At 59.3% G+C, this 12127-nt stretch carries 11 protein-coding genes; 4 read left to right on the top strand and 7 right to left on the bottom strand.

From position 1 onward, the window contains the following. Window positions 1-21: 21 nt before the first annotated feature. Together msub_RS16905 and msub_RS16900 are read right to left on the bottom strand one after the other, a co-directional pair. Entirely contained in the window at window positions 22-429 is a 408-nt protein-coding gene (locus msub_RS16905; RefSeq protein WP_048497322.1) for an NINE protein, read from the bottom strand. Between the two features lie 382 nt (window positions 430-811). Next, window positions 812-1918: a helix-turn-helix domain-containing protein gene (locus tag msub_RS16900; RefSeq protein ID WP_048497321.1), complete on the bottom strand. Its 1107-nt coding sequence runs from the start codon at window positions 1916-1918 to the stop codon at window positions 812-814. Window positions 1919-2144: 226 nt separating this feature from the next. Here msub_RS16900 and msub_RS16895 point away from each other — a divergent pair, with 226 nt between their 5' ends. After that, window positions 2145-3050: a metal-dependent hydrolase gene (locus tag msub_RS16895; RefSeq protein WP_048497320.1), complete on the top strand. Its 906-nt coding sequence runs from the start codon at window positions 2145-2147 to the stop codon at window positions 3048-3050. Window positions 3051-3182: 132 nt separating this feature from the next. On the opposite strand, the gene msub_RS16890 is transcribed toward msub_RS16895, so the two are convergent. The 3 genes from msub_RS16890 to msub_RS16880 all read right to left on the bottom strand — a co-directional run bounded on the left by msub_RS16890 (window position 3183) and on the right by msub_RS16880 (window position 6034). Then, a complete protein-coding gene (locus msub_RS16890) occupies window positions 3183-3968 on the bottom strand; it encodes a class II glutamine amidotransferase (protein ID WP_048497319.1) in 786 nt (261 codons plus the stop codon). A gap of 45 nt (window positions 3969-4013) precedes the next feature. Further along, window positions 4014-5114, bottom strand: a complete 1101-nt coding sequence (locus msub_RS16885) for a GGDEF domain-containing protein (protein ID WP_048497318.1) — start codon at window positions 5112-5114, stop codon at window positions 4014-4016. 104 nt (window positions 5115-5218) lie between these two features. After that, window positions 5219-6034: an SDR family NAD(P)-dependent oxidoreductase gene (locus msub_RS16880; protein WP_048497317.1), complete on the bottom strand. Its 816-nt coding sequence runs from the start codon at window positions 6032-6034 to the stop codon at window positions 5219-5221. A gap of 206 nt (window positions 6035-6240) precedes the next feature. Here msub_RS16880 and msub_RS16875 point away from each other — a divergent pair, with 206 nt between their 5' ends. Together msub_RS16875 and msub_RS16870 are read left to right on the top strand one after the other, a co-directional pair. Continuing rightward, window positions 6241-6699 carry an NfeD family protein gene (locus msub_RS16875; RefSeq protein ID WP_048497316.1) on the top strand — a complete coding sequence of 153 codons (459 nt, stop codon included), beginning with the start codon at window positions 6241-6243 and terminating at the stop codon, window positions 6697-6699. A gap of 2 nt (window positions 6700-6701) precedes the next feature. Beyond that, complete coding sequence (locus msub_RS16870; protein ID WP_048497315.1) at window positions 6702-7736, top strand: SPFH domain-containing protein; 1035 nt, start codon at window positions 6702-6704, stop codon at window positions 7734-7736. A gap of 16 nt (window positions 7737-7752) precedes the next feature. On the opposite strand, the gene yfbR is transcribed toward msub_RS16870, so the two are convergent. Further along, on the bottom strand, window positions 7753-8346 hold the full coding sequence (yfbR, locus tag msub_RS16865) for a 5'-deoxynucleotidase (RefSeq protein WP_048497314.1): 594 nt from the start codon (window positions 8344-8346) through the stop codon (window positions 7753-7755). A gap of 106 nt (window positions 8347-8452) precedes the next feature. Between yfbR and msub_RS16860 the strand changes: the two genes are divergently transcribed. Next, entirely contained in the window at window positions 8453-9277 is an 825-nt protein-coding gene (locus tag msub_RS16860; RefSeq protein ID WP_227506834.1) for a substrate-binding periplasmic protein, read from the top strand. Window positions 9278-9303: 26 nt separating this feature from the next. On the opposite strand, the gene msub_RS16855 is transcribed toward msub_RS16860, so the two are convergent. Further along, entirely contained in the window at window positions 9304-12123 is a 2820-nt protein-coding gene (locus msub_RS16855; protein WP_048497995.1) for a DUF748 domain-containing protein, read from the bottom strand. Window positions 12124-12127: the final 4 nt, after the last annotated feature.

The raw sequence follows: 12127 nt of genomic DNA, 5'->3' as shown, positions 1-12127 counted from the left end.
GTCGCTGGTCTCAGCGATCGGTCAGCCGAAACGGTGCTCCCGGTTACGCTCAGAGATCTGGTCGTTCAACGTCCAGAAGTCATAAAGCACACCGATCAGGAACAGCCCGCCGGTGAGCAGGTAGATGATGCCGGTGATCCACTTGCCCATGTACATCCGGTGGAGCCCGAACACGCCAAGAAAGGTCAGCAGCAGCCAGCCGATGCTGTAATCGACTTCGCCACTGCGGAAACGCCGGTCTGCCTCCCGGTCCATGGCCGGAATCAGGAAGAGATCGATAATCCAGCCAATAAAAAACAGCCCCAGGGTGAAGAACCAGATGGTTCCGGTGATGGGCTTGCCATAGTAGAAACGGTGCGAGCCCAGGAATCCGAAGATCCAGAGCAGGTAGCCGATCAGCTTACTATGGGTGTTTGGGCGATCTGTCATGGTGTCCGGGTCCTGTTTTGGGTCTATTCGGCCTTGGTCCCCAGCCTGACCAGTTTGGGGGCTGGCCGGGGGGAAGGAATATTTTCCCTTGGGAAAAAGCAACTCGCTTCGCTCAGACATCTTTTTCCTGGCGGGAAAATATTCCTTCCCCCCGTCCGTTAAACCATTGTGGCATAGGAAATAAAAACAAATTAAAACACTTCAATGAATTTCCCGGACGGCCCTCACCTTTGCCCAAAGGGCGTGGGGTGGGGCATTATTTTTTCGGGGAAAAAGATGTCTGAGCGCAGCGAGTTGCTTTTTACCCGAAAAAATAATGCCCCACCCTGCGACCACGCTCCAAACCAAGCGGCCCGAGCGACCTAACCACGCAAGCCAAACCTCATGGACCAACCTCAGGCGCCGGATCCGGCCCCCCTTCGCGAAACTCGCTGGCCGACTTGCCGGTCCATTTCCGGAACGCGCGGCTGAAGTTCGAGAGATCGGCGTACCCCAACTCATAGGCAATCTCGCTGACCGACTGGTTGGTGTAACGGAGCAACTGGATTGCCCGGTCTTTCAGCACCGATTCGACGATTTCGCGGTAGTTGGTATCCCGGTCCGCCAGCCGGCGCTTAAGGGTTCGGGACGAGACGCAGAAGCGTTCGGCCATGGCTTCCAGTGACGGCAACGGTCCCGGCATCATCCGGAGCATGTTCCGGATCGCCAGGACGATGTCGCCCTGTTCCTTCAGGGCCTTCTGCAGCTCGAACTCGCACTGGTCACGGGCCATTCGGGAGGCTTCGGCGTCGGCCAGGCGCATACGCACATTGAGAAGCTCCCGGGGGAACACCATCATCTCGTCTGGCTGGCCATATTCGAATCGTACCGGCAACTGGTCGGCAAACTGCCGGTACCAGGATGGCTCCGGCGCGCTCAGGCGAACCGTGACACCCGTTAATTTGCCGTCTTCCAGGGCGAAGCCGCGTTTGACGGCGTCTTCGCGATCCAATAGCTGTTCGGTCAGCAGGATCAGGGTGGCGCTCACGGTCTCCGCCAGAAAAGGATAGAGGCCGGGCACTTCGAATTCGGCGCAGAGCTTTACCAGCACCTGATCGTCCGCTTCGGACTGGTTCATACTGAGGAACGGCACCCTCAGATGCAGATATCGGCGCACGGAATCCAGGGCATCGGCGAAGGTGGGGCTGGTGAGGGCCGCGAAGCCCAGGGTACCGTGAATCGTCAGCCGCAACTCCCGGGCCAGCATGAAGCTTAGACCGTCGTTGCCGGCCATGCTCACAGCCCGCTTGGCCATGATGATGGCATCGGTGACAAACACCCGGCTGTCGTTGGACTTGAGATCGTCCGGGCTGAAGTCCAGGCCTTCATAGAGTAACCGGTCGTTATAGCCCAGTTGGCGGACCGTCTCGGCCAGAACCCGCAGGTAAGCGCCCGGCACCAGGAACAATCCCAGCATCTGCCGTTCTTTGTCCGGACCGGTTGCGCTCATTGGCATTCCTTATGGTTGGGTTGGCTGAAGCACTTCAGCTGACTCTATCAGATGCCTTCCGCCGCGACAGTGGGGCCAGGCACACCCTGCTTGCCGTCAACTTAGCCAATCAATTTCCGCTCACTGTCCCATCCTGATCGACCGCCGTCCCCTTTGCGCATTCCTGCCTGACGTTGACAGCCCCACACTGAACGACATGACATCAGCCAGAGTGAGGAGTACACAGATGCTGAGCAGCAAAACCGCCGAAAAGAAGATGGCTCCGGTCAACAGAGCCTCCAACACACCCGACAACGTCACCATCACAGCCCAGCGCATGGGTTTCGAGTTCGGTGAGCAGGTGCCCCGTTACTGGGTCGACAACAGTTACACCATCAGCCACATCATGAACGCGCTCTCGGTACTGTTTCCGCAGGGCGAGCAGTTCTTCGTGGATTCGGTAAGAGCGTTCCGGGACCAGATCTCCGATCCCAAACTGAAAGAAGAGATACGGGGATTCATTGGCCAGGAGGCCATGCACTCCCTGGAGCACATTGCCATGAACCAGCACGTTCGTGACCAGGGCATGCCGGTGGAAGAGCTCGAGAAACACCTGGAAGTGGTTCTTGGCATTACCAAAAAACTGCCCAAACGCCACCAGCTGGCCATCACCTGTGCCCTGGAGCACCTCACCGCCATGATGGCCGACATGCTGTTGGCCCGTGACGATGTGCGCCAGGACATGGATGAATCCATGCGTCCGCTTTGGGTCTGGCACGCGATTGAAGAAACCGAGCACAAGGCGGTTGCCTACGATGTGTTCCAGGCGGCGGGCGGCACCTACGCCGAAAGAACCTTTTATCTGGCGTTCAGCACAGCGGCCCTGGGTGTCATGAGCACCTATTTCACCACCCGGATGATGCTCAATGACCGCAGGAATTTCTCTTTGAAAGACACCGCCACCAGTCTATGGCGCCTTTGGGGTGTGAACGGCACCTTCTCAAGCCTCATTCCCACCTGGCTGGAGTACTTCAAACCCGGTTTCCACCCCTGGGATCACGACAACAGCGACCTGATTGCCCGTTTCAAAGAGGAAATCCAGGCGCATATTGCGCCGCAGTACCAGAAAGGGAATCGCAGGACGCTTCAGTAAATCACGGAAGCAACTCCCAGCCCTGAAGGGAAGCGGGTGGGGAGGTCTTTGTGCAGGGAAAATGATGTCTGAGCGCAGCGAGTTGCCTTTTCCCGGAAGAAAGACCTCCCCACCCGATTCCCCACTCCCAGGTCAGGCATTAGGCTCAGCAACACCAGAGCGAACGACCTCCCCCTTGCGCCAAAGCCGCCATTCACCTGGATGATAAACATCCCACTTTTCATCAGTGGTCAGCGGTTCCGTGACAATCACGCTGACAATGTCGTCAGGAGTGGTTTCCGATTCGAAATCCACGGCGACATCCGCGTCTTTGAGACGAGCGGGACCAAACGGCGCCCTTCTGGTAATGCTGGCCATTTTGGTGGTGCAATAGGTGAACAGCCAATCGCCATTGCTCAGCAGGAGATTGAAGACACCCTGACTGGCGTAGGCGCTGGAAAGCCGGACCAGGCGGTCGACGACATCGTCGGTTCCGGTATTGCGGTCACAGTGCGTTCGTAGATGGTTGAGGATATCGCAGAACAGGGCTTCGCTGTCCGTGGTGCCGACGGGCTCATAGAACCCTGGCGACGACTGGAACGCAGAGAGCTGGCCATTGTGGGCGAACACCCAGTAACGGCCCCAGAGTTCGCGCATGAAGGGGTGGGTGTTGGCCAGGCAGATCTCGCCGACATTGGCCTGGCGGATGTGGCAGATGGCCACTTCGCTTTTGATCGGGTGGGTCTGGACCACTTCGGCGATTCGGGAATTGGCGCTGGATTCGGCATCGTGGAAAGCTCGGACGCCTTTGCCTTCATAGAATGCGACACCCCAACCGTCCTTGTGAGGCCCTGTGTCACCGCCCCGGCGGGTCAGGCCGGTGAAGCTGAAACAGAGGTCGGTGGGCGTATTGGCACTCATGGCCAGCAATTCGCACATGGGGCTACATCATTCCGTTGAGGTCATCTCCCAAGAATACCGGAATTAACTGGCTTCGCCAGACAGAATCTCCAGTTGACGGGGATTGTAGCCGGCACCGGCAACCCGGTTTCGCCCCGCCCGTTTGCCACTGTACAGGCAGCGGTCCGCCACCCGGAACAGGCTTTCGGCCTGGCGGCCGTGGTCGGGCCATTGAGCAATGCCAAAGGAGGCGGTTACCCGAATGCGGGCTTCACCATAGGGCAGTTCCCGCTCGGCTATGCGTTGGCGCAGCTCGTCCATCAGCTCAAAGGCATCTGCCGGTTTCACGTCCCGCAGAATGAGGCCAAACTCTTCTCCGCCCAGGCGACCCACAAAATCGGTACTTCGCAGTCGTTCAAGCAGGCACCGGCCGATGTTCCTCAGAACGAGGTCACCGGCATCGTGGCCGAGAGTGTCGTTGACAACCTTGAAGTGGTCGATATCCATTAACACCAGGGCAAAACCCGCCCCGCTGCGCTCGCATTCGGCAATGGTGCGATTCAGTGTTTCCTGGAAATTGCTGCGATTGGCCAGGCGGGTCAGTGCATCGGTCTGGGCCATGGCCACGAGGCGCTGCTCGGCTTCTTCGCGGCGCCCCTCATACAGGTGAATGAACGCCAGCATCAGTGCACCGCACAACACCATGTTGAGCAGATCGATCATCGCGTGGGGGGTCCCGACCTGCCCCAGATAAATGTAGTAGATGGCCCCGCCAACGATCATGAAGGGCGCACTGAGGATCATGCCCTCTTTTTTGCCCAGCAAAAGGTAGGCAAGAACCGGCATCATCAGCACCCACACGAAAGCGGCCACTGATGCTTCCGGTAACAGCATGATCACCAGAAAGAACGCGAACAGGGGCACCAGATAAGCGTAAACCCACTGCTGCAAATAGGGCGTCGAGTTCAATCGCCAGACTCCGAAATACAGCAAAGCGCTGGCACAAAGCTCACCAACACCCACCCACGAGTAGCCATTGAGGAACTGCAGGCACGCAAAAACCACCAGCGCCGAGCCGGTGATGAGAAAAAGCAGCCGCATCAGTGAGCGGCGATGGTTGTCACGAAGACCGGAGCGACTCTGTTCCAGAGTGGCTCCCAGGTCCGGGTGATGGGGCGTATTCATGCTGACTCTTCCTTGGATCAGCCTTCGAGTATAGCCCTGAAAACCTGTTTGTAAAATGTACAGTGAGCCCGATTTATCGCGCCCACTGGCCGCTCACCCGTTCATCATATATAGAGGTTCTTGCGCGAGAAACGCTCCACCAGCGGCTGATAGGCCGCACCAAGCAGCCGGTTGATGGCCTCGATGCCCCAGGCGTCCGGGCCCACAAGAATACGGGATTCGTTCTTCAGTATGCCTTTGACAATCGTCTCGGCGGCCTTCTCCGGCGTGGTCATGGCCAGCTTGTCGAAGCCCTGGCGCTGGGCCGCGGCGTTTTCCGATCTACCCATCCGGGCGGAGTTGGCAATGTTGGTTTTTATGCCTCCGGGATGCACACAACTGACCGCCACCGGCTGCTTTTCCAGTTTCATTTCCTGGCGCAGGGCTTCGGTAAAACCGCGCACGGCAAATTTGGCAGCGTTGTAGGCACTTTGCTTGGGCACGCCAATCAGACCAAACACGCTTGAGATGTTCACGACATGGCCGTCTCCGGAGGCAATCAGGTGTGGCAGAAACGCGCGGGTTCCGTGGGCAACGCCCCAGAAATCAATATCCATGACCCATTTGAAGTCTTCATCGCTCATCTCCCGCACCGAGGCAGAGAGCGCAACACCAGCATTATTGATCACCAGATTGACCTGGCCGAAGTCTTTCACAACCTCCTCAGCGTGGTCGAAGATGGCATCGCGGTCCGACACATCCAGCCTGTAGGTCTTCACATCCGCGCTTTTCAGCGCTTCCGCGGTTTCCGCGAGGCCTGCCTCATTGACGTCCGACAACGCCAGCCGGCAGCCCCGATCCGCCAGCGATTTGGCGAGCGCGCGCCCGATACCCGAGCCGGCACCGGTAACAACGGCAACTTTGTTCTTCAGATTTTTCATGGTCACAGACCTCTTGTTGTAGGCTCATAAATTAAAGCAGATACTCTAACAATTGATTACCTGAGGGCTATGGCTTTAGTGAACCAGGCCACAAGGCGTTCCGGCCACCCTCTGACGCGGCACCCGGTTTCCGGTACAATCCAGTGCCGTTGGTTGGTGCATGGCATCAACCCGCCCACCTTTCCCCGAATCTGTGGATTTTCTGTATGGAATGGAGTCTTACGCATTTCTGGCTGATCCTGGCTCTGGTGTTAAGCCTGGCCGAGCTGGCATCCGGCGTTCTGCTGCTTCTTGCCCTGGGTATCGCGGCGGCGCTGACCGCACTGCTGGCATTCCTGGGCGTGCCGTTCGAGTGGCAGCTCGCCGGCATGGGCATTTTCTCTGGCATTCTGGTGCCGGTTGCCATTCGCTGGATCCGCCCACGTTTCTCGCCCCGGGGCGTGGCCTACGGCACCACCGGAACCGGCGTGGAGCAGGATCGCCACTACCGGACCCTGAAGCGGGATTTCGACGGAGCCTCCGGCATCAAGGTGAATGGTGATTTTTACCGTTTGCGTGTCAGCGACACAGGAGCCACCGACCTCCCGGAGGGAACCGAGGTCATTTTCAGACAGTTCGACGGCACCACGGCCGTCGTTCAAACGATCACACACAAGGAGCAGTAAGCATGGAATCGTTTCTTTCACCCAGTCTGATCATCAGCCTGATTGTTGTTGTTATCGGTATTTTCATCATCGCCAAAGGCCTGGTAATCGTGCGCCAGTCCGAGGTGATGGTCATTGAGCGCCTCGGTTCGTTTAACCGTATCCTCGAGAGCGGCGTTAACATCATTATTCCTTTCATTGAGCGGCCCCGACCCATCAGCATGCTTCGATACGTGCGTATGGGAGAGGACTATCATCCGGTGATGAGCGATGAGACCCGTATCGACCGGCGGGAAACCGTCATGGACTTCCCCGGCCAGCCGGTGGTGACCACAGACAACGTCACCGTCAAGATCAATGGGGCGCTCTATTACCAGATCATTGATCCTCGCCGGGCTGTTTACGAAGTCGCCAACATGAGCCAGGCGGTGGAAGTCCTCGCCAAGACCACCCTGCGGTCGGTGGTGGGCAAGATGGAGCTGGACAAGCTGTTTGAATCCCGCAGTGAGGTTAACAACGCCATCCAGGCCGAAATGGAAGAGGCGGCCTCGAAGTGGGGCGTAAAGCTCACCCGGGTGGAAGTGCAGGACATCAGCATGCCGGAGGAAGTGGAAGAGGCCATGCGCCTGCAGATGGCGGCAGAACGCAAGCGCCGGGCCACGGTCACCGAAGCCGAAGGTGAAAAATCAGCGGCCATTGCCAAGGCCCAGGGCCAGCGCGAATCGGCGATCCTCAATGCCCAGGGCGACAAGGAATCCGCCATCCTCCGTGCCCAGGGCGAGCAGGAGTCTATCAAGCTGGTACTCAACGCCATCGGCGATTCCGAAGACAACAAACAGACCGTAATCGGATACCTGCTGGGTCAGAGCTACATCAAGGTGCTGCCCAACATGGCGAAGGACGGGGAGCGGGTGTTCGTGCCCTATGAATCCTCAGCCCTGCTGGGCTCCATGGGCATGTTCCGTGAGCTCGCGGGCAGCCCCGAAGAAACGGTTCGCCAGCATCTCCAGCGCGACGGTTTGCGCGGTGGGCTGGTCGGCTCCGCCGGTAACAGCTGACCGGCCCGGCGGGCACTCAGCCCAAGAGGTTATCCAGAGGTTGCTCATAACTGGGGGCAAACACCTTCAGGAAATAGGCAACCTCTGGCAGCCCGTCCTCATCCAGCCGCTGGCGAATCTGGCGGGCGGCTGGCTCAAACTCCTTATTGCCGGCCCGGATCTCAGCCCGGCACTTGAGCCATGCCGACAGCCGGTCGGCCGCCTTGATCAGTTCTTTATCCTCCGCCGGCAGCCGGGATTCCCGGATATAGGGCGAGAAGTCCTCCCGCAGGTCCTCCGGCAGCAGCGCCAGCAATTCCGCCTCGGCCTTGTGCTCGATATCCCCGAAAGCTTCCCGCATAACCCGGGAGTGATACTTCACCGGCGTGGGCATATCACCGGTAATCACTTCCGTTGCGTCATGGTAAAGCGCTGCGGCGGCAATCCGGTCGGCGTTCACGCCACCACCGAAATGCCGGTTGCGGATAATGGCCAGGGCATGGGCCAGGGTGGCCACCTCCCAGGAATGGGTCGCGACGTTTTCCTCGATGGCGTTGCGCATCAGCCCCCAGCGTTTGATCCAGCGCAGGCGGGAAACATAAGCAAAGAAATGGCTGATTATTGCACTCATTAGTTATAGATCCATTTTGCATAAGTTAATGATCTTTTTCTTCAGGCGCCGGATCAACAGTGCTATTCTGAACGAGTATTCAATTGTTACATAGCCGGGGAGCACCGTGCCCGTTCAAGCGCCGTTCCGAAACCTTGTGGTCATTATCGTTGCCGCCACCGTGTTCGCGTTGGCGCAGGTCCATGCCGCCGAAAGGGAAATCACAGTGGGCGTCTACAACTTTCCTCCCATCGCCGGTGTCGGCCCCGACGGCAAAGCCACCGGTCTTCTCGGCGATCTGCTGGCGGAACTGGAACAGACTCACGAAGGCGTGTCATTCCCGGTATTCCACACCTCGCCCAAACGCCGGTACCTGGATTTCGATGCCGGCCTGTACGATGTTATTTTCTTCGAGAGCCCGAAGTGGGGCTGGGAAAACAAGGACGTCAGTATCAGCCGCCCCATTCTTGCCGATGAAGATCTTTACGTGGCGCTCAACAAGCCGGGCCGGGATCTCTCGTTCTTCGACGATATCCAAAAGCGCTCGATCATTGCCATGTCCGGCTACCATTACGGTTTTGCCGGGTATGAAACCGACAACGAGACCTTGCAGAAAAAATTCGACATCGAGTTTTCCGACAGCCACAGCCGCAATCTGGAACTGATCAAGGCCGACCGGCCGTCGGTTGCCGAAGTGGCGATCGTCAGCCATTCCTACCTGCAGATGCACCTGGCCACGCACCCGGAAGACTGGAACAAGCTGTTGATCTCAGACAAACCGGACCAGCGCTACCAGCTCAGCATCATTGGCCGGCAGGATGACGCCATTAGCGCCAAAGCGATGATGCAGTTGCTGGCGCCGCTGGTTGAAAACGGCCGCTACCGACTGCTCGTTGAAAAGTGGGGGCTGCGCCTGCCTCCCGGTTTTCTGACTCACTTCGACATCCCCTAGCATCCCGCCGGCGCATCAGGCGGGCGCTACCGCACATCCAGGGTAAAGGCCGTCACCACATTGCCCTCGCCGCTGACTTGCGCATTACGGGCGGGGTCCAGCAGGAATAACTGATCCTCGGGCACCTTATGGGTGGATTGCAACAGATTGCGGATGGCCACCCCCCGTGCCGCCGCCAGGTTGCCCAGCGCTTCAGGGGCCAGCTTGCGCTCACCGGAAAGGTACGCTTTCCGGGCTTCCTGCCAGGCGTCTTCCGACAGCGTCTTCTGGCCTCCCGCGGTCATTTCGTCCCGCAGCAGCGCCAGGCCGTCGGTCTGAGGATCGACACTGCCCCGAATGTTCAGCAGCAGATTGGGACGCTCCCGCAGCCCGTCCGCCAGTGCCGCGAGTTTTTCAGCTTCGCCCTGGGCCAGCTTTACACTGCCGGGCACAAAGCTCACTTTGCCCAGCTCCTCACCACTGAGGCCGGCCAGCTCCGCAATGGACCCCAGCATGGTGAACGGCGATGCGGCCGCTTTGACCAAGAGGTTCACGAATGCCCGCATCACAACCTGACCGACACTGAAATCCGGGTTGGCCAGGTTGCCACTGATCGGCAGATTGACCTCAATAACACCGCCCCGGTCCCGCAGCAGGGCCAGCCCAAGCTTGACCGGTGCATTAACCGCCTGATCACTTGGCACGGCCGATCCCAGTTCCAGCCGGTCCATCACCACCCGGTTGGAGGCATCGATGCGGGTGCCGGCAATTTTGTAGTCGAGATTCAGCCTCAGCTTGCCGCTGTCCACGCCATACCCCAGGTACCGCCCGAAATAGGGCGACAGCGCCGGCAGGGAAAGCCCTTCCATCATCAGCCGAAGATTACTGACATCCTCGGTGCCGAGGGCGCCGATGGTGCCCTCAAAATCCATGTCAGCCACGCCGTCTACCCGACCCTGAAGGGCAACCTTGCCTTCCTGGGGCGAAATATTGCTGAGGCCGGTGACGCTGCCCCTGAGCCGGTCGACCGAGGTGGTGAAGGCCGGTTCCATGGTTCTGTCGGTGTAAGCCAGCTTGCCATCCTCAATGATCAACTGGCCGATCCTGAAAATAAACTCGGGAGCGGCATCACCGCCCTGCTGCGAGGCGTTGTCCGCCGAAGCCTGGCCACCAGCCGAGTCCCGGACAATCCGCTCCAGGTTGTGGACACTGTTGGCATAGCGAATCACGTTGACCATCGGATCGGTAAGCGTCACCGTGCCAATCTCCAGGCGGGCCGGGTAGACGTTGTATTCGATGGGGGCCAGACGCAGCGTTTGCCAGGAAACCAGCGGTTCAGAACTGCCCGGCAGCCCGACATCAAGCCCGGCCACTTCCGCCGTGCCGCTAAAGGTGCCGGTCAGCGGTTCCTTCTGCCCATCCAGATCAAGATTGCCGTCGACACCGAGGCTGCCGCCGGTGATGGCAAGGTTGGCACCCTCCTGCAGGTAGGGCTCAAAGGCCGCCAGCTTCACCCCGGAACCGGAAATGGCCGCCTCCAGTGTAAACGGTGCCGGCGTTGCCTGGCCGGTCAGGGACAGGGTGCCGCCGCTGGCCAGGGTACCGGAGATTTCGTAGCTGACCGGCTCATCCAACTGGTGACTGAGCCTGCCTGTTGAGACCGACAACTGTTCGAGGGCAATTTCCACTGCGGTCTCCGGCTGCCGATCCTGCCAGAGCACCCGACCGTCGGTCAGAGTCACACCGGCCACCGACCAACGGAACGGCTGACCGGAGCCTGCCGACCCAGAATCGGGCTCCTTCTTCCCCGGGTCGGCGGCGAACGGTGCCAGCCAGTCAATCTGCCCGGTTTCACTGCGCGCCAGGGCCAGATCCAGATTCGCCAGCGAGACCTGGCCCACACGGATTTCCCGCGTATTCAGGTCGAACCCGATCGCATCAACGGACAGGGTGCCACTCGTCAACCGGGCCTGCTCACTCTGCTGGTCCAGGGCAACGGCGAGGTCTTGCAGAACCACCTCGCCATTGCGGGTTTCCAGATAGAAGGCCTCGCCGGCCTGCATTTCGTAATCCGAACTGACCGTGATGCTGCCGCCGCGCAGGTCGTAGGGGAAGTAGGGCGCCAGGAAATGGCCGAGGGTTTCATAGCCCACCGAGGAAATTTTCAGCGAACCATTGGAATAGAACGGCGTCACGCTCAGGTCGCCCTGCCACTCAATGCTGGCCTCGCCGCCCAGGGAGGCACTGAGGACGTAGTCACTGTTCTGGCCTTCCCGGCGCCAGGTGGCGAGATCATTCAGGGTCAGGTTCAGCGGCGTAAACCGGAACTCCGCCATCTCCGGTGTGCTGAAGTCCCGGAACAGCAACTCGCCGCCGGTGACCGCGATCTGGCCGAAATAGAGCCGGGGCAGTTCCGCGTTGTTTTCGGAGGTCGCCGCCTCTGGCTGGGCCGGCGCGGGGTTGGCCTTCTGCCAGTCCCGGGCGAAATTGACGCTGTAATTCTCCAGCAGATCAACCCGGATAAAGGGGTCTTCCAGCCGAATGGTTTCAAAACCGGCAATGCCCCGGATCAGCTGGAAGAAATTCATATTTACCAGCAGGCGATCGAAACCGACAACAGGCTCACCGCTGCTGTCCTCGGCTGAGAGCCCGAGGGCCTCGATGCTCAGGGCGAATGGGTTGGCACTGATGTCCGTTACCTGTGCCTGCCAGCCCAGGCGCTGCTTCAGCTGTTCCGGCACCTCACGCTCCAGCCACCAGGGCAAGAGCAGAAAACCTGCAAGGGCGTAGAGAACCAGAAGAACCAGGAATCCGACCAGCAGATTCCTGGAAATACGACTGCGTTGACGGCTCTGGGCCACGGACATCTCC

Source organism: Marinobacter subterrani, assembly GCF_001045555.1.
Lineage (GTDB): Bacteria > Pseudomonadota > Gammaproteobacteria > Pseudomonadales > Oleiphilaceae > Marinobacter > Marinobacter subterrani.
Note: the sequence above shows the minus strand (reverse complement) of the source record. Positions and strands in the feature narration are given on the sequence as shown.

What these genes read in the sequence shown, in the direction of transcription:
- msub_RS16900 (WP_048497321.1), bottom strand. Translation starts at nt 1,918, where the DNA reads ATGAGCGCAACCGGTCCGGACAAAGAACGGCAGATGCTGGGATTGTTC.
- yfbR (WP_048497314.1), bottom strand. Translation starts at nt 8,346, where the DNA reads ATGAGTGCAATAATCAGCCATTTCTTTGCTTATGTTTCCCGCCTGCGC.
- msub_RS16870 (WP_048497315.1), top strand. Translation starts at nt 6,702, where the DNA reads ATGGAATCGTTTCTTTCACCCAGTCTGATCATCAGCCTGATTGTTGTT.
- msub_RS16890 (WP_048497319.1), bottom strand. Translation starts at nt 3,968, where the DNA reads ATGTGCGAATTGCTGGCCATGAGTGCCAATACGCCCACCGACCTCTGT.
- msub_RS16855 (WP_048497995.1), bottom strand. Translation starts at nt 12,123, where the DNA reads ATGTCCGTGGCCCAGAGCCGTCAACGCAGTCGTATTTCCAGGAATCTG.
- msub_RS16895 (WP_048497320.1), top strand. Translation starts at nt 2,145, where the DNA reads ATGCTGAGCAGCAAAACCGCCGAAAAGAAGATGGCTCCGGTCAACAGA.
- msub_RS16885 (WP_048497318.1), bottom strand. Translation starts at nt 5,114, where the DNA reads ATGAATACGCCCCATCACCCGGACCTGGGAGCCACTCTGGAACAGAGT.
- msub_RS16880 (WP_048497317.1), bottom strand. Translation starts at nt 6,034, where the DNA reads ATGAAAAATCTGAAGAACAAAGTTGCCGTTGTTACCGGTGCCGGCTCG.
- msub_RS16905 (WP_048497322.1), bottom strand. Translation starts at nt 429, where the DNA reads ATGACAGATCGCCCAAACACCCATAGTAAGCTGATCGGCTACCTGCTC.
- msub_RS16875 (WP_048497316.1), top strand. Translation starts at nt 6,241, where the DNA reads ATGGAATGGAGTCTTACGCATTTCTGGCTGATCCTGGCTCTGGTGTTA.